Source organism: Paenibacillus sp. FSL R7-0333 (assembly GCF_038000365.1).
Lineage (GTDB): Bacteria > Bacillota > Bacilli > Paenibacillales > Paenibacillaceae > Paenibacillus_AQ > Paenibacillus_AQ silagei.
In genome coordinates, this window is the sequence record NZ_JBBOBZ010000001.1 from 5,525,563 (window position 1) to 5,548,733 (window position 23,171).

Consider the following 23,171-nt stretch of genomic DNA (forward strand, 5'->3'; position numbering starts at 1 on the left):
AAAATCACATATTATAGAAAATAAAGTGATTTTGTTACAAAAAACAAACATATAAATCCACCTATTGATAAATTTTAGGATAGTGCTATTATAACCCTTGTGGTTAGTTTCTAAATTTTAGGAGGCTTTAAATTTGAATAATATTCTAAAAATTGAGCATTTAACCAAATCGTACCCCTCCTTTCTACTGGATAATATTAACTTCCAGTTGAAGGAGGGCACAATTACTGGTTTTGTAGGTGCTAATGGCGCCGGTAAAACTACAACGCTGCACTCCATATTAAACATTATAAATTACAATTCTGGATCAGTATTATTTAAGGGAGAACAACTGACCAAAGAAAGAAATGACTTAAAAACCAGTATCGGATATATGGGAAGTTACAACAAATTTTACGAGAACGTTAAACTCAAAGTTATATCTAAATTTGTAAGTGAGGTTTATAAGAATACTTGGGATAAGCAGTATTATCAATATTTAGTTACTGAGCTTTTCGAATTAGATACTAATAAAAAAATAAAAGAACTTTCCAAAGGGATGCAAGCAAAGTTCTCACTTTCTTTAGCCTTGAGCCATCATCCAGACTTATTAATTCTTGACGAACCTACATCTGGTTTAGATCCTTTTGCACGTGATGCTTTGCTGGATATTCTGTACGATTTAAACAAGGATAAGAATACTACTATTCTCTTCTCCTCTCATATTACCGAGGATATTGAAAAGATTGCTCATGACGTTATTTTTATTGATAACGGTAAATTGCTTCTTCAAGCATCTAAGGAGCAGCTAAGAGCTACCTACAAAAAAGCAGAAGTATCCAAAATCCAGGGAAATATTATTAATCAACCTCACATACGTAATAAAGACTTCCTTATTTTCGAAAGGGACACAGCTTTAAATCTTCCAGAGTCGTCACTTGAAAACGCTCGAATTGATGATGTTCTTCAATTTTTAAAAATGACTAATTGCAAAAGTTCCTTAACAGAAGGAGGTCATGTAAGTGTTGTCAGTGATTAAAAAAGACATTCTAATTAACACAAAATTTGTAATTTTCACCTTGCTCTATTCATTATTTGTGCCCATCCTGCTAAGTGCAGATACAGACAAACCGTATTGGATGATCAGTGTCCTGCTCCCGCTAATGAACGTAGGATTTACAGTTGGCAAGGCTATTTACGTAGAAGACAGCGAAGAAGTTCAAGTGTTTTTGAAGTCGTTGCCCCTAAAGTATTCCACAGTTGTTTTAAGTAAATACGTGCAAGTAGCTGCAATCCTTCTATTGACATATGTTTATGCCATTTTAGTTGAATTCTTCTACACAAATAATCTTAGGACAGTTATTCTTGGTAACATGTTCTCCCTGTTTGTATATTTGGTTTATTTTGCCGTATACCTATATCTTTATTACAAAAAAAATTATTTCTATGCTCAAAATTCAATCTATTTTCTTCTCGTTTTAGGATTTGCATTGTATTTTTTATTCCACAATATTCTCAAGATAAACATAAATTTGAAAACAATCAATATTGAATGGTTAGCTGTAATAGATATAGTTGGCATCTTATTGTTTATTATCAGCTACCGTTTCTCACTTAAAGAGGAACGCAATTAGCCATAATCTTTCTTCGTTATAAGAGTATCATTGGGGAAACAAAGAGAGGATGATGATTGTGAAGGTAATGAATAAGGAAGTGCTTTTTCTTGAAGAAGAGCAACAAGAAGTTGGAGGCTGGATTACTTGCATCGTAGGATGCGGCTCCATCTGTCTTTACACTGGCGGCTTAGGAACTGAAATTGCTGCAGTAGCTTCGGTAGTTTAAATACTTACTATTCATTTAACAAGGAGGGATATACCGTGAAACTCTTAAACGAAATAACAATAGTTGATAACTCCGAAGAAATCGGCGGGGCCTGGGGTTGTGTTTTAGCTTGCGGAGGGACTTGCCTGCTCACAGGTTCATTAGGATCTGCATTCGGAGCGGCATTTGCCCTGACCTAATTTAAATAAGTATTAAAAGTATTAAAATATCCCCCAATGGTATTTTTATATAAATAAATTAAAGGAACAATATATCCTAAATAAGATATTGTTCCTTTATTTCTATTCAAATAGAATGGAGTGAATCAGCAAATGATAACCAATGAATTACATAAATTGTCTCTAATAGATTTCGAGACTTCAAGAAACCACTATATTATGGATAGTGAGACAAGCAAAGTGGTTATGGTGGATACAACTCTAAGATATATTATTCATCATTTTTATGAGAAATCAAAAGAAGAGCTTTATAAGTTTTTAAGTACAACTTATCCTTCAGAAATAGATTCATTTGAATCACAGTACAGATATGCGCAAAGTCTGATAGATATGGGACTGTTCTATAAGAGAGAAACTTCTAAAAGTACCATTATAGAAAAGGCTATTCAAAATGAATATTATTTTAAAGGCAATGTGTCTCAATTGGTTTTAGTAGTAACCGAAAAATGTAATTTAAGATGTGAATACTGTATTTACTCAGACAAATATCCAAAAGAAATTGGTTACACCAACGAAGAAATGAGCCTAGAAACTGCAAAAAGGGCTGTAGACATTTTTTTTGATATACATGCTGAAAGAAAACTACATGGGTTGAAAAGAACTCCTGGGATTTGTTTTTATGGCGGCGAGCCTTTCTTAAACTTTCCTTTAATTAAAGAAGTGGTCGAATATGTAAAACAAATTGATAACGAAACAATTTTTTACATCACAACAAATGGGACTCTGTTAAATTCTGAAATTATTGATTTTTTAACCGAGAATAATATACTCATCACATTCAGTTTGGACGGTTTTAAAGAAAATCACGATCGAAATCGTGTCTATGAAAATGGACGTCCTACATTTGACACTATTATAAACAACATTAATAAGCTTCAAAATAGAAAAAAAGAGTTAGGTATTGAAAGAGTAATTAGTTTTAATTGCTGTTACGATTTTTATACTGATTTATCTAAAACTGTAGATTTCTTTATGAGTCATTACGATTTATTCAATCCCTTTTTTATTCATTACAATCAAATTAATCCTTTTGAAACCGAATATTTTGATTGGTGCAGTGAACAAGAACTTTCTAATCCCAATTGGCCATTCTTACACAATAACTTAGAAAATTCATTACGAGAAATTAATGAGAATATATACGAAACAGGTGTGCAAAGCGAAAAATATATGGAAATTGTCAGTATGCTATTATTAAGCGAGTTTGCTTTCGTCATTCGCGATCAAGAGGAACGAAGCTTTTTAAAAAATTGTTGTGTACCCACAAGTAAGCTAGCGGTATCTCCAGATGGAACCATTACTTTCTGTGAGAAAATGTGCAAAAAACTTCCTATAGGAAACATTAAAGAAGGGATTGATTGGGAGGAGGTTAGTCGTTTAACAAAGAAATTAGGAGATTTCTTTTCAAACGAAAAGTGCTCATCTTGCCCTGTTCGTGCTATGTGTGATGCCTGCTTCATGTATATGAACGAAGATGGTTCCATTAATCCAGAGTATTGTGAAAAGAAACTTAAGACTTTTCCTAAAATCCTATCTAACCTATACTCTCATTTAGAAGAAGGAGTGGATTATGTAGGTATTTATAAAAAGAAGCAAGAATTTTCCGCGTTAAAGGAGACTCTAATATGAATACACAGTATTTTAGACTTCATCCCTTCTGTTATCTAGTTAGCGAGATTTCTAATAACTGTCTTTATGATACTTACAGTGGGAGAATGATTGAGTTGACTTCACAAAACACAATCATAATAAAAAAGTATGAGAGCAATCAACCTGTTGAAAGCCAAGATATGGATTTTTTAAATGAACTAGTGGCATTTAATGTGGGAGGTTTTTATAAAAACCCACCTTTTATTGAACCTTTCATAAATGACTATAAACAATTAAAAGATACTATGTTTCCAAATAATTTTTATTTGGCGCGAATGTTCATTAGTTTAACAGGTGAATGTAACTATAACTGTATATTTTGCTCCAAAGACGATCCTTTATATCGAAAAACAGGTTGCAAAAGATGGCCTTTAAGTGCTGAAAAGTCCTTAGAAAAAGAAGATTGGTATAACCAAATTAAATCTTTCAAAAAACTAGGCGGACAGGAAATTCATTTTATTGGCGGAGAGCCTTTACTAAAGAAAGAGTTGCTAATTGATTTAATTAGTTATTCAGAACTGATTGATATCAATCAGTTCGTAATTTACACAAACGGCAGCTTAATCGACCAAGAACTTTTGGCATTCTTCGAAGAACATCATGTGAAGGTAAAACTGCAATTATTTTCTTTAACTGAAGAGGCCAACAAAAGATTTTGTGGAACAGAAACCGAAAAAAGCAACTATATTCAGCTTATAGATAACCTTCTATTGCACGGATTAAATGTGCAGTTAGTTATTTTGGTCTCTAAGTACAATGAGAACGACATTGAGACAATGATAGAGTTGTTAAATAAACAATACTCTAACAAAATAAAAGTTTCCCTTGAGTTCATATATCCCAAGCCTGCTAACCTCCACTACTCAATAAAATGGAAAGAATATATGTACAACCGTAACCTAAGCTTTGGTAAAGTTTCTGCTGAGAAAGTAAAGCATTTGAAGTCACATAATGAATGTCTATATGGACAAATTGCAGTTACTGAGACCGGAGATGTCTTGCCCTGTCCAATGATGAGAGACTTACCTTTAGGTAATGTTAAACTTTCGAGTTTGATACATATTCTTAATAATTCAGAATATGAGAAATATGCTGAAACTAGTAAGAATGACATTGAAAAGTGTAGTAGCTGTTCTTTTCGTTATAACTGTTCGGATTGCAGAGCGCTAGAACGTTCAGCCCAGAATAGGTTTGAGAGTTTAGAATATTGCTTAATGGAAGTGATTGAATGAATACAATCACTTTGTACAATGAGGTTACAAGGATTATTGGTGAGGAATACTTTTTTCTTACTCCAGAACAAGAAGATAGCTGGACCAGATTAAAAAAAGACTATGAGAAAGTAATTTTGAATGTGCATAACACTCAATTTTTTTTCCAACTAATGGATGATATGCTAATAGAATTGCATGATCCTCATACACGATTTCAATACAAGAAAAAGGATATTTTTGTCTATCTTATTCATTTTGAATGGTTTGGAAATAAGATGTTTGTTATTGATGACTCAAAAGAAAAAAAGACAGCATTCCAGGTTTTAAATGTAAACAAAAAAGATATTGGCGATATATTTGAGCAGTATGAAAACAAATTTATAGCGTACCCAAGGGCAATTATTAAGCAAGAAATTATTAAAGACATTATAAGCAGCCCGTTGCCAGAAGTATTAGAAATGGTTGTTTCTGATCAAAATGATTTCCCAAAAATAATAACATTTGAACCAACAAACAGCCGTGACTTTCAAAAAGCAAAGCTTCAATCAGAACATATAATTCAAAACATTAAGCCAGTAATATTTAAAACTGTAAATACATCAACACTATATGTACAGTTGATCTCATTTAGCATTAAAAATGTAGATCAGCACATTCTTGAAAACAGGGATAAATTTGATAAGTATAAAAGCGTGATACTCGACATAAGAAATAACAGTGGAGGATATATAAGAGAAGCAATGGCAGCGGCATCCATGTTTTTGCCCAATAATCTTACATTGGACTATAGCGTATGGTCTAAGAATAATACTTTTTCTCCATTAATAGAAGGAAGAAAACAAATAGACTTAAGTAATAAAACTGTCTGTATGCTATTTAATGAGAGTACAATGAGCTCTGCAGAATTCATTTTTATCAAAAGCTTAACTCTGGCTTATCCTAATATTGTAACAGTGGGCTCTAAAAGTGCTGGACTGGCAGGACAGGCTAAGGTTTTTCATATACCCAATCATGAGGCAACGCTGCAGATAACCACCAAAAGGTATATGGATGACAAAAATGAAGAAATAATAAAAGGTATTACTCCTGACATAGAGGTTCTACCTTGTTTGCAAGATTATTTAGAAGGAATCGATACTCAATTAATCAACTGTCTTGACAAAATGTAAAATGGCCAATAAAGGTGAGTTTATAATGAATACATTAAAGAGGTTTTCCCCTTATGTCGTAGGTATTATCATATTCAGTCTCATCTATTGTCATCAGAATCACGTAGATAATATAAAGGAAGTATTACAAATTAAGCATTTAAAATTTATTTTTGCTTTCTTTCTCTTACAATGCCTTATATATGTGTTTAGAGAACACATCATTAAAAAAAGAAAGTAATTTTATAATGGGTGCAGTAGTAGTGAAGAATGTCCGCTCAATCTATTGAGTCAAGCTACAAAAGACCAAAAACAAAGAGCAACCAATCTCTGGTAACGACAGGATGGTTGCTCTTTTGCCCCATTGCAATTAAAAAATGAGAAGGAATTATCTTAACTCGTAAAAAGACACTTCTGGGTTAGACCCTTTGCTCTTTTACCCAGTCGAAACGCCTGAATAGGTCACGGGTCCGGTAATGCTGGCCGTATTGAGCAGAATATTGGTGCTGTTATTGGCTGCCCCCAAAGAATAGGCATGATAACCGCCTGGAACATTTAAATCCAAATAAGAGATCGTAACCGGCTGTATTGCGAGTAGAGCGAGTCCGCTTGCTCCTACATTAAAAATCGGCTGGCCATCCCGGTATAACGTAAAAACTACATTCGGGATGCCAAGCGTAGTCTGAAAGCCAATGGTTGCATTCAGCAGAACATCCCCGTTTGTAACGGTAGCTATTCCAAACTCCGCCAATATTTGATTTTGGCCCGGCGAGAGAATTGGAATGGACAAGGTCTGAGTGCCTGTAGATGCTGTACTCCGTCCTACATCAATAACTTGTGCCACGATCAAGCCACCTCCCTTCCTGTAATCTAGTAATAGATTATGTATGGAAGACAATTCCAGATTGGATGAATGGCAAGTACGATTAACACATTAAGGTGTGATGATAGAAGTTACTGAGGACTGCACTGTTACCCCCGCCTTGCTTGGACCAACGAGGATAGCATATACTTCCTATGTTGTCCCCTGCAAGGGACACTACCATAACCGATAAAGCGAGGTCACACATCATGTTTCAAGGCAAGACGAGGACCGCCGCCTGGATCGGCTTAGGTCTCTACACGGTCCTCACCTTATTTTTCTTGTTTGTCGGCTTCAACCGCTCATCGGCTCTGCTCGAGACGGGCCTCAGGTATCGCTTGGCTTTTGACGGCATTCCGTTGCATTTTCCGGGCGGGGGTTATTCGGAGCTTTGGGTCTTCAGCCTGGGTAACTATCTGGCCTTCGTACCGTTCGGGCTATTCATTCCGCTACTGGTCCGCTCCCGGTTCCTGCCGTTCCTCTTGGTCTTCATAGCAGCCATCACCGGGGTAGAGCTGATTCAGATGGTGACCCATTTGGGTGCGTTCGACATTAACGACATCGTCGTTAATACGCTCGGTGCAGCTGTCGGCTACGGCGCCCAGCGGCTGATCCGCCGCGACCGGTGGGCGCCAATAGGTATGCTCAAGCTCCTGTCCTCAGGCGCGGTCTTGACACTACTCGTCTACTCCGCCGTGAGCGGTATCAATTATTATCTGGAGCATGGCCGCGGGGAGATCAGGGCGCTGGATCAGCTCCCTGTTGAACGTGGTAAAATACAGTGGGAACAAAGGCTCAACAGCTTCACTATGGCCCAAGAACAGATCGAACCAGCTATCAATCTGTACAGCCCTGATCATCCGGGACTCCACGAGTTCTCACTGCGCCTGGATGGACAGTATAAGGAGTTAACCGGGAATTTCGGCGTCCCTGACGATGCTATCCCTGCTAAGGGCAGCGGCACCGGCAGCGTCATAATCAGCGCCGACGGAGAAGAGATTTATTCCCTGGATGTGAATATCGCACCGGGAGAGAATCAGCCGCTGTCTTTTCAGGTTAGAGTTGAAGGCAGACAAGAGCTGATCATCACAATCAATACCGAGGCTGCCGACCCTCGAACCCATGCGGTGTTGTGGGACCTTACGCTCGTGGAGGCCAATGCCGGACAAAAGCTGGCAGCGCGGCTTCACCGGTTGCTCGGCGGGGGATAAAATAAATAGGCCCGCTAGCCAAATTGTTCCTGCAGATAGTTATCGGGAATACGAAGGGGCTCGTGTAACGTCTGGTTTGGAAGCTTAGGCGTGACCCTTCCAAGCCGTGGATGGCCCGAGGGGGTCTTTTTCATATAGTGTAAGGGATCATTTAAGCGCTTCGTTAAACGCGCTTTCGATTTGCTCCGCATCCTTGGAGACCGTGAACAAAATATAACGGCCCTTGACCTTTAATATATGCTTTTCGACGAGGTAAAATTGCTCGGGGCGGTAGTCTTTCAGCTTGACTTTTTGAGCCTCGATTCTTTCCATGATCTTTTCCTTAACGCTGTCCGCTTGATCCTCTTGTTTCACTCTGATCACGGCCAGTTCATTCGCTTCGACGTTCGATTCTGCTGTATACAGCACAAAATCCTGAACTTCATCTGCATTAAGCTGATAGAGCTTCTTAAGCCTGCTCATATCCCCCTTGTCCATAGCTTCCATAGAAGCCGCTTGCTTGATACGCTCTTCAATGGTATGGACTGGAACGTCTTTGGCATCTTCTTTCTTACTGGAGCATCCGATCAAGATGCCACATAAAATCATGACGGCAGACAGGACAACCACGTATTTAATTTTCTGTCCAGTAAGCATGGTTACTGACCTCCTTTTTGGATTATTCCACAGAATCCGCTAATGCTTTAATGGATGGATCTTCAAAAAATGTCGTCATATTATACAAAATCAGCATGTCACGGATTTGCCGTTCTTCCATAAGTTTCAGTACATCCCCCTCATAATATCTGAGGTCTATCACATCAATTTCGCTAAAATGCAATGTTAAAAAAGGGATCAGGCTGTTTGCATATGAATCTTTAACAATAAGCAGCCTTCGACCTTCCGTATGGCCGGTTGTTATGCGGATCAAGCCATGATTCCCATTGAAAAAAACAGTGTATTTATCCTTCTTGGTGAGGTTTTCCATAGCGTACATCGAATCCGCACTTTGCTGTTCGTGGGCGTACTCCACGGAAACGGTCTCCGGTACCTTTGGATAATACAGCTCAATAGCATCCGGCCGTATGTGCCTGAATCCGCTTTTCGAATACAAAGATCCATAGAACTGACTAGTGACTTGACGGATGTTGAAATCATCTTCGTTCCTGGGTGTAAAACCCATGGGCGCGCCCAGCTCCCGATAGGCAAGGAAAGCGCCTTGGGTCGTCCAGTGATGGTCTGTTCTATAATAGACCGGTTGCTCCTTGTTCGCCTCCAGCGCGGGGGAAACATCGACACACTGAATGTCCCCGAGATCAGAATCCTTGATCTTGTCCCAATAGCCCCTCTCATCCCCACCGGAAGCATAAGGCGGCAATTTATCCTCAAGTATGGAAGCTGCCGTCGGCACGAGCATCATATATTTGCGCAGACCAGGCGTAGCCTGATCAAAGGCTTGAATGGCTTTCAGCTTGTCTGCCAAATCCTCATGTCCGGGAGGAGTGAATTTTTGAATTAAGTACCCGTCCTTGCCGAGGTAGACCCCGTTGCTCTCTTTTTTCCCCAATCCCTGGTCCGCATCGGATTTCAGTCCAATCCAAAAGTCTCTCTCCATAAACTGGTCCGATAGATACGCTTCAAATTCTGAAGCAAACTTGCCTGAGCCTAAGGCTTGAAGCGAGAAGTTCGGGAACTGCTGCAGCATCCGGTTCTCTGATTCGGAAAATACCTTTGCCGGGGTCAAAACGTTGACAACCAATACCGCCCCGGTAAACATCAGCAGTACAATGGCGAGTGCGCGATAATAGACCTGGTCGTACTTCTTCAAAGATAATCACCTCCACAAGTGGAAACGGCTCTGCCGTCCTTTCAGGGACGGCACACGTTTCAGCGAGAAATAGAAGGATAAGTTATCGTGTGAAACAGATAAATTCTTCTATTTTTAAAAACGAAAGTATAAGAATGGATTGTACGTTGCATTGACCAGATAGGCTGTTGAGGCCACGATAAAGATGAAGTAGATGGCGGAAGCGGCAAGCGTGCCGAAACGGGCAAACCTGGTTCTGAACCGGGTCAGTGCTCTGCCGGGAAACGGCGTGGCACAAACCGCCAAGATAAGCAGCAGCAGGGCATTCGTCGACACATCGTAGAGCGCCCGGTTGTCCACGAATCCACTGGCCCCGGCGCCAAACATCGTTCCGATGAAGGTCATGGCTGCGGGCAAATGTTCAAATTCGAAAAATACCCAGCCGATGATCACGACAATCAGGGTGTAGGCATGGCTTATAAAGACCGGCAAGCGCTGAAGCTGCTTCAGGAGAATTAGCTTTTCAAGTGTGACAAAAAGACCGAAATATAAACCCCAAATGATAAAATTCCAGCTCGCTCCATGCCATAATCCGGTTATAAACCATACCACCGCCAAGTTTCGGAGCTGTTTCAGCTTACCTGCACGGTTCCCGCCAAGCGGAATGTAGATATACTCACGGAACCAGGCACCGAGCGAAATATGCCACCTCAGCCAGAATTCCGTAATACTCCTGGAGATATAAGGATAGTTGAAGTTCTCCATAAATTCGAACCCGATCATTTTCCCCAAACCGCGCGCCATATCCGAATATCCGCTAAAATCAAAATAGATTTGAAACGTAAAGGCGATAATGCCGAGCCATGCGGAGAGAACCGACAGCTCCACCGCAGGCACCGCTTTGACGCTTGTCCACAGCAAACCGATATTGTTGGCAAGCAATACTTTTTTAGCAAGTCCCCTAATAAATAGTTCCGCCCCTTCACCAAAACGCTCCAACGTCACCGTGCGGTTAGCAAGCTGCCCCGCAATATCTCCGTATTTAACGATCGGTCCCGCCACAAGCTGCGGAAACATCGTTACGTAGGCGCCGAAGGCGATCAGATTCTTCTGAACAGCCACCTTCCTGCGGTAAACATCAATGATGTAAGACATCGTCTGGAACGTGTAGAACGATATGCCCACCGGAAGCGGAAGATCTGCTGCCTGCAAATGCAGGTTAAAGAGCGAATTGATATTATTGAACACGAAGCCCGCGTATTTAAAGAAGCCAAGAATCCCCAGGCTGCCCATCATGGACAGGATCAACACTCCGCGTGCAATCACTTTACGATGCCTGTATCTATCGATCAGAACCCCGTTCACATAGTCGAATACCGTCGAGAAGATCATCAGGAAAATGTAGACGGGCTCGCCCCATGCATAGAAGATCAGGCTTGCGGCGAGCAGAACAGCATTTCTAATCCTCATGGGCGAGATATAGTATATCAGCAGGGTGACCGGCAGAAAGAGGAATAGAAAGATAAGGCTGCTAAAAACCAATCCCCGTCACCTCCAGAGCTTCACCTGGCTGCATGTTAGTTCACCCGGCCCTTCAGCAAATCGAGCATACGCGTATAAAATTCCGGTTTAAAATGAATGCCGTCCGAACTATAGAGATGGGTGCTGTCCGCGAATATGGAGGATAAATCGGCAAACCCGATCTGCTTCTTGCCTGCCAGCTCTTGTAATCCCTGGTTGTAATCGTCGATATTTTTGTAGCGTGGTTCCACTTTCTCCGCTTCTGCCGTAACCGGCGTAACCGGTAACACCGTTATGGATGCCTCCGGAAGCTTCTCCCTGATACTGTCGATCAATTGGGCGTAGAACTTCAGTGAATACTGCTTGGGGTTATCGGTAATTTGCGGCGGCAACAGGATATCATCGGACCCCAGCATGATAAATACATACTGCGGATTCCGCTCTGCCAGCTTGTCCACATCTCCACCTGCAAGAGATAGCTCGGTAGTCTTTCCGGCACCTGCTACTACATTGAACTCGTCCAAAATGTCATGGTAGGATAGCGCCTCTGTAATCGAATCCCCCAGAAATACGCTGTTCTTAAATATCGTTTTATAGGAAGTAGAGTTTGGCTGCTCCGAGGGAGCTGTTTCATTGACCTGTGGCTGAGATGTCACGTTTTGCGGATTTTGCCCGCTCCCGCATGCTGCCAGGGTGAGTGCAGTACTGCCTATAACTAGCGTTGAAATGATTTTTTTTAACATGAACATGGTCCTCTCTTTATTTAAAATTAGGTAAAGATAGTAAGGCTCTTGCCCCTCTCTGATAGAAAGAATAACAGGGAGAGATGCAGAACAAGTGCAGAGCAAATCAATACTGTATCAAAAAAGAACAAAAAAAGCGCAGAACCGAGGTCCGCACTTTTTTCTGTATTTCTACGCTTTTTTATTCAATTGAAAATAAAACATTACTCCATCGGAGGTATTGTTCACGCCGTAAGGCACACCGTGCATCTCCAAAATTTTCTTGGATATGGCAAGACCCAGCCCCGTCCCACCGGTCGACCGGTGGCGGGAGGTGTCACCGCGATAGAAACGGTCCCATATTCTCCCCAACTGCTCGTCCGGGATATGGGCACCTTTATTTTCGATGCAAATTTGAATGGTGTCCCTCTTTTCCGAAGCGGTTACGAATATAGATTCTTGCTCCGGCGTATAGAAAATCGCGTTGGTAAGGAAATTGACGATGACCTGCTCTATACGACGCTCATTGCCCTCGACTTCGGCAGGGATCAGCGAAGTGTGGAGAAGCAACTGCCTGGCTGCAAAATCCGGCGTTAATTTCGCGCATACCCGGTTGATGACAACATCGATATAAAACGAACCAGTGTCCATTTTATACGTACCGGATTCATATTTTGCCAATTCCAGCATATCCGTGATCAGCAGATTCATCCGGCCGACCTCGTCTTCCATTGCCGCAAAATAATGCTCCCGCTTATGGCTGGCAACCCCGTCATGCAAAATGGCCAGGCAGCTCTGAATGACGCTGAGTGGAGTCTTCAGCTCATGGGATACGCCGGATATAAATTCTTTCCGCGTATGCTCCAGCTGCTTTTCCTTCTCGATGTCCTGCTCAAGCTGGAGAATATGGGAGTGCAGGCGCTCGGATAGCTCGTTAATGCTGCCCGACAAGTCTCCGATTTCATCCTTCGTTGTGACGGGAATTGTCTCCGAAAAATCGAGGTCTGCCATTTGCCGGGTGGTACGGTTGATACGCAGCAACGGCCGGGCAATCTGACGGGAGTAGTAGAACGATGCGAGCAGTGCGAGCAGCAAGGTCACAATAATGATGTACACGTAGTAGTCTTTGATGATGCCTACAGCTTCATTCACAGGCTGCAGCGATGTCATTGCGAACAGGTATGTGGGATTTCCGTCGCGGTCCCGGGTGCGGTCCACGAAAATTTTGTAGTTCACGTGATTTTCTTCAACATCTACGATCTGCTTTGCGTTCGTGACATCCTTAAAGTCGCCGTACAATAGATCCGCCTGGAAAGCTTTGATACGGTCCAGAAACAAGTGATTGGTGTAACGCGAGACTCCCGCCCCTTCCGGCACCCGAACTTTTGTAATGGTTCCCTTGACCAGAAAGGTGGAATATTTCTCGCGATATTGGGCCGCGTTCGTTTGTTCGAGGACCTCGTACTCTTTGCTCACCATCTGATGATTCTCCAGCCGGCTCTCGTCTCTCAGATTGGCACTGTTCCTTCCCATCCGCTGGATTACAGGCTGGTTGTTCATGATCAAGCCTTCTATAGCGATCGTTCCCCCTTCTTCAATCCAGGGAGTGAGGAACGTTTGATTGCTGCTGAAGTCCTCTACGTTGATGAAACTGTATAGAGGTACGGTTATCGTTGTGTCAGAAAGCGCAGATTCTTCCGAACGGTCCAGCTTAATTTCCATGAAGAAATCGCCGGCATACTTTATATTTCCGCGGGTGTCCAAAGCCGTGATCCAGGTATTATGCTTTTGAAAAAAGTCCTGCTCCAGCCTGGCCATCTCCTGCGTGTTCGAGGCATGCTTCAGGTAGTCCTGCTCATAAGCCTGAACCGCCGCGTTAACATCCTTCATTTTTTGATGAACATAAAACTGTTTGAAAAATACGGTTTGCAGGATAAAAATAACGGCGATCAGGAACAGGCACAACCCCGCTGTCAACAGGAACAGTTTTAGAACAATCCCCCTCTTCATAGCTCTTCCTCAAATTTATATCCTGAACGCACAACCGTAACAATCTGCCTGGCATGCTCCCCCAGCTTGGAACGCAAATTGCGGATATGACTGTTAACCGTACGATCATCGCCCGCGAAATCATATCCCCAAATTTTCGTAATCAGCTGCTCTCTGCTGATAATGATCCCTTTGTTTTGCAACAGATAGGCTAATATTTCGAATTCCGTATGCGTTAAATCAGAGCTGGTGCCGTCAATCGAAACGGTACGGGAGGGAAAATGAATCGAAATGCCTCCGCCGGACAACGTGTCGCTCTCATGCCCGCCGGTATGCCTGCTCTCAAGCAGCCGCTTTACCCGTGCCAGCAGAATCAGAGGGCGGTAAGGCTTGGTCACGTAGTCGTCGGCGCCAAGCTCGAACCCAAGCAACGTATCGTCCTCATCCGAACGGGCCGTCAATATGATAATCGGCACATTCGATGTCTTGCGGATTCGCCTGCACACAGACCATCCATCCAGTTCAGGCAACATGATATCCAGTAAAATCAGGTCAACCTCATGCTCCTGAAATAACGAGATCGCCTGCTTCCCGTCAATGGCTTCAATCACGCGATACCCCTCTTCCAGCAGATAATCCTTCATGATTTCCCGTAAAATATTCTCATCTTCCACAATCAATATTGTTTTTGACATGTCATAACCTCACCTTTGTTGTAGAACCAGGAACGCAACACTCATACAACTACCAAAGTACACCATATAGGTTACCCTATACAGATAAAGATCATATGCAGATGAACTGCAGATTGAGTGAATGTAGCAGGATGTACTGTCATTCCGGAGGATAGGAAGTCGGTTTGAAAAATAATTGCACTGGTGGAGTTATTGAGCCGGTGCTGGTGATCCAGTCGCCGGGGACCATTAAAAAATTGCCGGAAGAGCCGCTGCTCCCTGGGTGGGAGAACATAATACCATAGTAAATATTCCCCAATTCTGATAAAGTAGATTTTGATATATGTATCAGAATTAGGGGGAAAGCAATTGAAAAAACAACTTTTTTTCTGCATCATCATAACGACAGTAATTCTTTCAGGATGCAGTAACTCAAAAAATAATAATTCAGAGGACACAGGAGCATCTCCGACCCCTACAGAGTCCGCAACATCGTCCATCCCTTCCACTTCTCCAACCAACTCACCCGAGCCGCAAAAAGAGCTTTCTGATTCGGAAAACTTGGCACTTGAATATGTGAGTACTTTCTTAAATGGGTCAGATATTGAAGCGAAAAAGAAATTTGTTTCTGATAAAATTCACCCAGATGTTAAAGCAATTTTCCAGATGGCAGAATCAACTGAAACCCCAGAAGATAACAAACTTAAGAATGCAACGGTCATTGAGTCGGAAGATTACACCGATTCCGCAGGCGGAAAAGATAAGCTTATTTTAATTCAAGGTGAGAAACCATCAAACTCTAAAAGTGAACTAGTCATTCTCATTAAGGATGATAAAATTGGCTGGGGCTACTCCTCATCCGACAAGGAAAAAGCAGCGTTTAATGAGATCAGAAAGCTCTTCAAAGAGCCTGCGCCTGATGCTTCTGACTCGGGCAATGTTTCTTCTACCTCAGAACAATCTCCTAAAAGTATGCTGACCGACATCAGAAACTTTGTGGTTTCTGACATTTGGAATGTTGGCTTTGTTGATATAAGCTCATATATTAGTAGTGGAACAAGTAGTACAGGTGAAAGTCTGGATATAGATTTTACAATCGAACAATTAGGGAAAGCAATGAATAAAAAGGCAGAATATGATGCCTACATAAGTGGCCTGGATACAAAATATGATTCGATAAAGAAAATATGGATAAAACTTTCAGGTGAAATTGATCGGATGTATAAACAAATTCAGGATATTCCACCGAAAGCAAACGATACAAATTCTAAACTTGATACAGGAATTTTCAAACAATACTTGAACGCGTTTACTGATGAAGTGGATAACCTGACTAAATAATGCTTAGGTAAACTATATGATAATTCAGCCCTGCCGACTAGTATGGTCCGCAGGGCTGTTCAGAATTCCAAGCCATCATTGCTGCCGATTGTTCATCGACTGCATTCAGGCCAACGGTCATATCCAGGGCAACTGCGACTTTCATCACTGTTTCGATGGATGGAACTGAAGAAGAATTCTCTAACCTTGCCACCTGAGCTTGAGTTATTCCGGCTCGTTCAGCAACCTGAGCTTGTGTGAGACCCAAAGACTTACGTCTGTTGGTGATCTGTACTACCAATTTCGCCATCTCACTGATCACTTTTTTTTCATACTCAGACTTATAGTCTGGTTCTTTTTTGTTTTATCAACCAACATGTCAATTGTATTAGTTGTTCTAGCTTATACAGGTCTAATTAGCGAAGTAGCCGGTCTTCAATGGGAGGAGATTGAGTTCAAAAAACGAACATTGATTATTTGCCTCCAACCCGCGTGTAGGGTTGCCTGAGATCCAGGCCAGTATCGGTAACACTTTTCAACAATCCCTTTGAAATCAACGGGTTTCAGTCCCCTATTAAATATAAAAATCTCATTGCCTATATCTACAGGAAGCTACGAAAAATGAGTTAAAGCCTTACTACAAAGCATTTTACGGGTAACAAAACACAGCAAAAGAGCCGCCCGGGATTATGGCTTGAGGGGTCTTCGTCTGCAATATCAAAAAGGCGGCATGAAAAAAGCACGCCCTTGTTTTGGAAAGACTTATAGTTTCGGGAAAGTCCCATCCTTCGGAAACGCTGTATCATATGACTTTTTTATATCTGCCTTCAGCTTCTCATAAAGCGGCTTTACTTCTTCCGGTGCACCTGCCTTCAGATTGACAGTATCATTTCATTGCCAAAGGTAACCCAAGGCATCAGCTTGGGGGGAACATATAGTTGCACTACAGCCCAGCCTCCTTCAGCTTGCGTCCCAATATTTAGTTTACATTCGTTATACAAAACACTATATTCTTATAAGAAGTTGATGATAATCAAGACAAGGAGTGGTGAACGGGTAATGAAGCCATTTAAAGACCAGCAGGAAATGAAAGAGTGGGTCTCAGAGAATATTCTCTTCACCTCAGAAGCCATGGAGATTATGAACTGCTCACGGCAGAACCTTCACCATTTTGTTCAGAAGGGCCGGCTGCTGCCTATCAAAACGGCGGGCCGGGAACGTCTATTCCTTCGCACTGATGTGTTAGCATTACAAGAATCTGTCAGTTCCTACAATCGCAAAGCTAAAGCAGAAAAAACCGATGATTAAGTCGGTTTTTTCGCTTAAACAACTATAAAACATAAAATATGCGAAAGACAAGGAATGAAGAACGACGGGATGAAACGAGTTGCAAAGATCGTGCTTTTGGGTGCCACCATTAGCGGATTGCCTCAATCATCAACCTGATCACTGCTCTGATTCATTAACTCAGAGACCCAGCGGGAGTAGCAAGACTCCCAGTAGGTTCCAGCGTCAAGGATCGTTCTTCTCTTCTTGATTATACCACGAAAGAATCAGTTCAAGCCTACCCTCCGATCAATGGACAGGACAAATCCAAATATATACTTTACAAACGTTAATTGAATTGGAATAATTAACATATAGCATATAAATCTAAGGCTTAAAGGAGCTGTCAACATGACCAAAAAGACGTATGAAACTATAGTCTATACTTCCTTCACCTTCAGCGTCATTGCTCTGCTGCTCACCGTAGTTACTTTAGTAAAGGTAGCCTGGTAATGTACACCTTCAACAGCAAAAAAGAACTGGCCGAATGGATCTCCCGTGAAGTCTGCGGTGTCTCGGAAGCGATGGAGATCCTGGAATCCTCCCGGCAAAATATTCACGGCTTCGTAAAGAACGGGAAGTTGAAGCCGGTGAAGGAGACAAGCCGCGAACGCTTATTCTTCCGCTCTGATCTGTTAGAGCGCAAGGAAGCGGCCAAGGCGTACCATACGAAGAAGGATAAGCCCGGTGAATAAGCTCAATCAGTTGTAATAGATAAAAGACCCTTCAAAGCCGGATGGCTTGAGGGGTCTTTCCGTTTTTAGATGTAGAACATGTAATTATCCGCCTGGCTCTCTTCCTTGAAGTTAATCAGGTCGGACAAGGTGGTGGAGTCCAGCACATCGGCGATGCTGTCGCGGATGCGCAGCCAGAGGTCGCGCTTGGCCGGGTCGTCTTCTTCGGTGAAGTCTACCGGGGAGATCGGGCCTTCCAGGACGCGGATGATATCTCCGGCGGTAATGGTGTTGGTCTCGCGGGACAGAATATAACCGCCGTAGGCTCCGCGGATGCTCTTCACCAGGCCTGCATTGCGCAGCGGAGCGATGAGCTGCTCAAGGTAATGCTCGGAGAGTCCGTTTTTCTCGGCGATGCTCTTAAGTGATGTAGGCCCCTCGCCGAATTTCAGGGCAAGCTCCATCATAATGGTTAATCCGTAACGTCCTTTGGTTGAGATTTTCAAAGGGGCACCTCTTTCGGTTTAGTTGCATATCAATGTATTCCGATGTCTGCTCTCAGCTTATGTTATCATATCTATGGACACATTTGAAACAGCAAACGGCAATAATTCACGATTTTGTTCTCCACTGGTGGACAAATTGTCAATTTCGGACCGTTTTTCGCTATATTTCATAGCAGCAGTGTCCTCGTTTGGGGTAGACAGGTATGGTATAATACACAATGAGCCGGGTGTTCAGTGAGAACGCCGGTATTTTGTGTACAGAAAATGGTGATCACGATGACAAAAGCTAATCAGGATATCCGGGTCGTCGTCGGGATGTCGGGCGGAGTGGATTCCTCTGTTACAGCGCTGCTGCTGAAGCAGCAGGGATATGACGTCATCGGCATCTTCATGAAGAATTGGGATGATACCGACGAGTTCGGCGTATGTACGGCCGAGACCGATGCCGAGGATGTGCGCCGCGTCTGCGAGCAGATCGATATTCCTTACTATACCGTTAATTTCGAGAAGGAATACTTTGATAAAGTCTTTTCCTATTTCCTTGAAGAATATAAGGCTGGCCGGACCCCGAATCCGGATGTGATGTGCAACCGCGAGATCAAGTTCGGCGAATTCCTGAACAAAGCACTGCAGCTTGGCGCAGATTATGTCGCTACGGGGCATTACGCGCGGGTCGTGGAAGAAGACGGCCTGTTCAAGCTGCTGCGCGGCGTGGACAACAACAAGGACCAGACGTATTTCCTCAATGCGCTGAACCAGTACCAGCTCTCGAAGGCCATGTTCCCGATCGGACATCTGCCGAAACCGGAGGTGCGGAGAATTGCCGAGGAAGCCGGACTCTATACCGCGAAGAAAAAGGATAGCACCGGCGTCTGCTTCATCGGAGAACGCAATTTCCGTGAATTCCTCAGCCAATACCTGCCTGCACAGTCAGGCAATATGGTCGATATCGCTACGGGCGAAGTGAAGGGCCGCCATGACGGCCTCATGTACTACACGCTGGGCCAGCGCCAGGGGCTTGGTATCGGGGGCTCCGGTACAGGCGAACCCTGGTTCGTGGCCGAGAAGGATCTGGCCAGCAATACCCTGTATGTGGTGCAAGGTGAGAAGCACATCAGCCTGTATTCAACCAGTCTTATAGCTTCAGGGGTGAACTGGATCGATCCGGACACTCTTGGCGATACGCCGCTGAAGTGCACCGCCAAGTTCCGCTACCGCCAGCCGGATCAGGGAGTTACGCTGACGAAGCAGGCTGATGGAACCGTCCATGTGGCCTTTGATGTTCAGCAGAAGGCGATTACGCCAGGACAAGCCGTGGTCTTCTATCTGGGCGAGACCTGTCTTGGCGGCGGAACCATCGAGACGGCCGACAAAGTCGCGCCACTGGCGCAGGTCTGATTGCACCCCAGCCAAGGGGCTACCCTTATAAAGAAAACACCCTAGTATGTGAACAGTGTTGGTGCCTAGCCCATTGTGTTCGGTTTTTCGCATACATGTTTCTTATTTCGCTTAAAAAAGAACCTTCAACACCACAGTGCGTGGAGTTGAAGGTTCTTTGTCTTTGATTAATCAGAATACAGAGTCACGCCGGGACTGGCTTACCGGACGGCAGCCTTATTGCGGCTGAACGCCCCAGACCAGCACACCGTTCAGATACAGCGGCACCCGGTTCCAGTCTGTGAAAGACGTTTTGGTTGCATCATAGGAGTAATCGTCCGCCTCATTGTAATTGCTCCAGTCGGTCTTGTTAATGCGCAGTTGAATCTCGCCGGTATTCGCACCCGGAGCAAGACTGCCCGCGCCCGCACTAAAGGAAATCTCCACATAGTGGTCCGCTCCTGTAACTGCAGGCTCAAGCTTCACGAAGCTGCCCAGCACATTGCTGCCGCCGAGAGCCGCATAATCGACATTGAACTGCTGTGCCCGCTCGCCGTCAATCGTGTAGTAATACCGGACCTTAACCTTGCTGAGGTCTACCGCTGTGGTCCCGTTATTGACAATCCGCAGCTGCGGACGGAACTGCGGGTCTGTGGCGTTCGTATCCGTTGTACGGTATTGAACGACCAGATTCCCTACGGCAGGCGTAGCGGTTGGTGCAACTGGCGGTGTAGCCGTTGGCACTGTTGTCGGCGTAGCGGTTGGCACTGTTGTCGGTGTAGCTGTCGGTGCGACTGTCGGTGTGGCTGTTGGCACTGTTGTCGGTGTAGCTGTTGGCGCAATTGTCGGTGTGGCTGTTGGTGTTGCCGACGGTGTTGCCGTCGGTGTAGTCGTCGGCGTTGGCGTTGGGCCGCTGCCGTTATTGATCAAGCGGTCATATTCGGCATAGGCTGTAGCCATGTCCACTTGTGACCAGAAGCGGTGGTAGGTGAACTCAGGTGCACCGTTGTCCCAGGTCTTGGTTGTTTTGTTGTACGAGCTATTGTACTTACCTTCCAGATAACTCCACTTGGGATCATTTTTGATATCTGGATACACATCGGTGTAGCTCGCATACACTCCATTACCGCCCTTGGCCGGATCGGAAGGTACAGTAGCGTTGCCCGGTATGGTATTTCCTTGGCCGAAGGTACCGCTCCAGCCTGCTGGGAAGTATACCTCTTTGGTGAAGAACCGGAAATAATCCGCACGCTTCTCAAGTGTCGTAATGCCCACTCCGTCATTGTAGCCCCAAGCCGTATCCAGCAAGGATTTGGCCAATTGTGAAGCGGTTCCGCCGAGCGCAGTATTGCTGCCATGCTCCGCTTTATTCCCTGCGGCAAAGAAGGTGAGCGCTTTAATGTAACTGCCCAGCACGCCGCTATCCTGTCCCGGATCTTTGGTCACTGCGTTCAGGCCGCTATTGCCGTTAAAAGAGCTGAACCCGCTCCAGGTATCCGGCTGTCCGTGCCACTCTACATTGCCCGGAATCCAGAACTCGCCGGGTGCGGATACGGTGGCAACCTGCGGATCATCTCCGCCCAGAATCCGGTTTCCTTGCTGATCCAGATAATAGCCGGCGGCATCCGTTACCGGACGGCTGCCCGCAAAGGCATAATCTGTAGACCAGTCAATCCAGTTCTCAATGGCCCGTTTGGCCATTTTGAAATTAGCCGAGGTGGTGTCCCCGCTGGAAGCCAGGATATAATACAGCTCTGCTACCCGTTCCATGCTCCAGGACTGCATCCCGAACCAGTTGTTGGATGGCGGGTCATGATAGACAGGAGCCTCGTCGTAGGCCATGCCGTAGAAGGTGCTTGTTCCTGCCGGATAAGCGCTGTAGGAGCCGTTATAGCTATTGGTCGCACCGCCTGCAATAGCCCCTTCAGAGGATTGCAGCCAGTTGTAGAATTCCAGCTGGCGGGTCAGCGATTTGCCCCAGTCCGTTCCGGCTGTTGCCGAAGACGGAATCAGCCCTCCGGCTGCGGTCGACAGCGCATAGGCTGCAACCACATTCTGATACCCCTGGTGCGCATGGCTGGCGCCTATTCTCCAGGCCCAGTCTCCGCCGGTTCCCAGGCCGCCGCCCCAGGCCGTATACCAGGCCAGCAGATACTGGCTGGAATCCTTGCCCGTTCCCGCTTCAGGCGTACCGTCAGCGGCACTGCCGACCTTCTGGAAATACTTGTCGTACATGCCATAACGCAGGAAGTCACCCATTTTCTTGGCTTTGTTCAGATAGACCGTATTCGTATAGCCAAGGTCCTTGGCCCAGTACATGGCCTGCACAGCCCGCGCATCCGCATCCGTAGCATTCGTGTACCGCCATTGTGCGGAAGGTGCGCTATTTTCCTTGGTGAACAGGGTCATGAAGCCTTCATTGGCTTTGCCGAACGTCTTGTTATCCTGTGAAGGGTGGCCTACGGCCTCCCAGACCGATTCCTGCACTCCGCGCTGGAAGGTGTTCACATAGCTGGCGGTGTGCGTAGGGTTAAGCAGATTGCCGAAGCCATACCAGTTGTCCACATCCACCAGCCAGTGCATCAGATAGGTCTGGTTATTGCCATAGGTGGCCTTCAGCTCTGCATCGAGCGGGTCCTTCCCCGGGGTATACTTGCCGTTCAGTGCGCTTGGATACTGATCCGGCTGAGGGAGCTCCGAGGCGTAGGTGGCCGGGCTGTTCGGGTTGTAGCTGCTCATGGTCGGCTGCTCCTGCACGCCGTCGCCTTCATTGACCGGAATGATGTATTTCTCCATGTTGTCCCAGGCCGCTTCGAGCTTGCTCCAGTCTCCGGTGTTATGGCCGTACAGCACCTCAAGCCACATCCAGTAGCTATAGGCCTCGGAGGTTGTCATATGCCCATAGTTGGGCGCCTCGCTAAGCAGGGTCTCCACTGAGTGATACGGGATGCCTTCAGCCGAGAAATAGCCGCTGGCCGGGTTTTTCAACTGGTCATACAATTGCAGGAATCTGGTCTTCTCCACCGATGCCGCCTTGGCGGTTCCCGGATGGAAATTGATGATCCCGCTGGTGAGAGACAAGGTGAGCACAGCACTCAGCGCGATAGAAAGCGGTTTCTTAAATGAACTTAGCTTCATCATTTCGGCATACT

At 44.6% G+C, this 23,171-nt stretch carries 21 protein-coding genes; 11 read left to right on the forward strand and 10 right to left on the reverse strand.

The features are described from left to right. The first annotated feature begins 133 nt into the window (after positions 1-133). From MKY86_RS23310 to MKY86_RS23335, 6 genes are all read left to right on the forward strand, one after another. Positions 134-1,018, forward strand: a complete 885-nt coding sequence (locus MKY86_RS23310) for an ABC transporter ATP-binding protein (protein WP_076082147.1) — start codon at positions 134-136, stop codon at positions 1,016-1,018. Next, on the forward strand, positions 1,002-1,613 hold the full coding sequence (locus tag MKY86_RS23315) for an ABC-2 transporter permease (protein WP_076082149.1): 612 nt from the start codon (positions 1,002-1,004) through the stop codon (positions 1,611-1,613). The genes MKY86_RS23310 and MKY86_RS23315 overlap by 17 nt, the downstream gene beginning before the upstream one ends. Positions 1,614-1,662: 49 nt before the next feature. Then, positions 1,663-1,821 carry a hypothetical protein gene (locus tag MKY86_RS23320; RefSeq protein WP_340827528.1) on the forward strand — a complete coding sequence of 53 codons (159 nt, stop codon included), beginning with the start codon at positions 1,663-1,665 and terminating at the stop codon, positions 1,819-1,821. Positions 1,822-2,132: 311 nt separating this feature from the next. Further along, positions 2,133-3,668, forward strand: coding sequence for a radical SAM protein (locus MKY86_RS23325; RefSeq protein ID WP_076082151.1), 1,536 nt, complete (start codon positions 2,133-2,135; stop codon positions 3,666-3,668). Continuing rightward, positions 3,665-4,921, forward strand: a complete 1,257-nt coding sequence (locus MKY86_RS23330) for a radical SAM/SPASM domain-containing protein (RefSeq protein WP_076082153.1) — start codon at positions 3,665-3,667, stop codon at positions 4,919-4,921. Before MKY86_RS23325 ends, MKY86_RS23330 begins: the two co-directional genes overlap by 4 nt. Next, complete coding sequence (locus MKY86_RS23335; protein ID WP_076082155.1) at positions 4,918-6,072, forward strand: S41 family peptidase; 1,155 nt, start codon at positions 4,918-4,920, stop codon at positions 6,070-6,072. The genes MKY86_RS23330 and MKY86_RS23335 overlap by 4 nt, the downstream gene beginning before the upstream one ends. A 415-nt stretch (positions 6,073-6,487) precedes the next feature. Here the strand turns inward: MKY86_RS23335 and MKY86_RS23340 are convergent, their stop codons facing one another. Further along, positions 6,488-6,895, reverse strand: coding sequence for a hypothetical protein (locus MKY86_RS23340; RefSeq protein WP_143803828.1), 408 nt, complete (start codon positions 6,893-6,895; stop codon positions 6,488-6,490). A gap of 227 nt (positions 6,896-7,122) precedes the next feature. Here MKY86_RS23340 and MKY86_RS23345 point away from each other — a divergent pair, with 227 nt between their 5' ends. Beyond that, a complete protein-coding gene (locus MKY86_RS23345) occupies positions 7,123-8,124 on the forward strand; it encodes a VanZ family protein (protein ID WP_076082173.1) in 1,002 nt (333 codons plus the stop codon). A 147-nt stretch (positions 8,125-8,271) separates the two neighbouring features. Here the strand turns inward: MKY86_RS23345 and MKY86_RS23350 are convergent, their stop codons facing one another. The 6 genes from MKY86_RS23350 to MKY86_RS23375 all read right to left on the reverse strand — a co-directional run bounded on the left by MKY86_RS23350 (position 8,272) and on the right by MKY86_RS23375 (position 14,837). Further along, on the reverse strand, positions 8,272-8,760 hold the full coding sequence (locus tag MKY86_RS23350) for a DUF4358 domain-containing protein (RefSeq protein WP_076082175.1): 489 nt from the start codon (positions 8,758-8,760) through the stop codon (positions 8,272-8,274). A gap of 22 nt (positions 8,761-8,782) precedes the next feature. Further along, positions 8,783-9,931, reverse strand: coding sequence for a DHHW family protein (locus MKY86_RS23355; protein WP_340827529.1), 1,149 nt, complete (start codon positions 9,929-9,931; stop codon positions 8,783-8,785). Positions 9,932-10,045: 114 nt separating this feature from the next. Then, positions 10,046-11,452, reverse strand: coding sequence for an MBOAT family O-acyltransferase (locus tag MKY86_RS23360; RefSeq protein WP_076082177.1), 1,407 nt, complete (start codon positions 11,450-11,452; stop codon positions 10,046-10,048). Between the two features lie 35 nt (positions 11,453-11,487). Then, positions 11,488-12,174, reverse strand: coding sequence for a GDSL-type esterase/lipase family protein (locus MKY86_RS23365; RefSeq protein ID WP_340827530.1), 687 nt, complete (start codon positions 12,172-12,174; stop codon positions 11,488-11,490). A 171-nt stretch (positions 12,175-12,345) separates the two neighbouring features. Continuing rightward, a complete protein-coding gene (locus MKY86_RS23370) occupies positions 12,346-14,163 on the reverse strand; it encodes a sensor histidine kinase (RefSeq protein ID WP_076082181.1) in 1,818 nt (605 codons plus the stop codon). Further along, on the reverse strand, positions 14,160-14,837 hold the full coding sequence (locus tag MKY86_RS23375) for a response regulator transcription factor (RefSeq protein WP_076082183.1): 678 nt from the start codon (positions 14,835-14,837) through the stop codon (positions 14,160-14,162). Before MKY86_RS23375 ends, MKY86_RS23370 begins: the two co-directional genes overlap by 4 nt. A gap of 348 nt (positions 14,838-15,185) precedes the next feature. On the opposite strand from MKY86_RS23375, the gene MKY86_RS23380 reads away from it, so the two are divergent. Continuing rightward, a complete protein-coding gene (locus MKY86_RS23380) occupies positions 15,186-16,157 on the forward strand; it encodes a hypothetical protein (protein WP_143803829.1) in 972 nt (323 codons plus the stop codon). A gap of 37 nt (positions 16,158-16,194) precedes the next feature. Here MKY86_RS23380 and MKY86_RS23385 read toward each other — a convergent pair whose 3' ends face one another. Next, positions 16,195-16,446, reverse strand: coding sequence for a helix-turn-helix domain-containing protein (locus MKY86_RS23385; RefSeq protein ID WP_076082198.1), 252 nt, complete (start codon positions 16,444-16,446; stop codon positions 16,195-16,197). A gap of 749 nt (positions 16,447-17,195) precedes the next feature. Here MKY86_RS23385 and MKY86_RS23390 point away from each other — a divergent pair. Both MKY86_RS23390 and MKY86_RS23395 read left to right on the forward strand, forming a co-directional pair. Further along, positions 17,196-17,444, forward strand: a complete 249-nt coding sequence (locus MKY86_RS23390) for a helix-turn-helix domain-containing protein (protein ID WP_076082200.1) — start codon at positions 17,196-17,198, stop codon at positions 17,442-17,444. A 470-nt stretch (positions 17,445-17,914) separates the two neighbouring features. Continuing rightward, positions 17,915-18,157 (forward strand): helix-turn-helix domain-containing protein, encoded by a 243-nt coding sequence (locus MKY86_RS23395; RefSeq protein WP_076082202.1) that lies wholly within the window; start codon positions 17,915-17,917, stop codon positions 18,155-18,157. A gap of 65 nt (positions 18,158-18,222) precedes the next feature. Here the strand turns inward: MKY86_RS23395 and cymR are convergent, their stop codons facing one another. Further along, a complete protein-coding gene (gene cymR / locus MKY86_RS23400; protein ID WP_036732323.1) occupies positions 18,223-18,642 on the reverse strand; it encodes a cysteine metabolism transcriptional regulator CymR in 420 nt (139 codons plus the stop codon). Positions 18,643-18,918: 276 nt separating this feature from the next. Between cymR and mnmA the strand changes: the two genes are divergently transcribed. Beyond that, the gene (mnmA, locus tag MKY86_RS23405; RefSeq protein WP_340827531.1) at positions 18,919-20,040 is read left to right on the forward strand and encodes a tRNA 2-thiouridine(34) synthase MnmA; all 1,122 of its coding nucleotides are present in this window, start codon (positions 18,919-18,921) and stop codon (positions 20,038-20,040) included. Between the two features lie 216 nt (positions 20,041-20,256). Here mnmA and MKY86_RS23410 read toward each other — a convergent pair whose 3' ends face one another. Beyond that, positions 20,257-23,157 carry a glycoside hydrolase family 48 protein gene (locus MKY86_RS23410; protein ID WP_083685542.1) on the reverse strand — a complete coding sequence of 967 codons (2,901 nt, stop codon included), beginning with the start codon at positions 23,155-23,157 and terminating at the stop codon, positions 20,257-20,259. Positions 23,158-23,171: the final 14 nt, after the last annotated feature.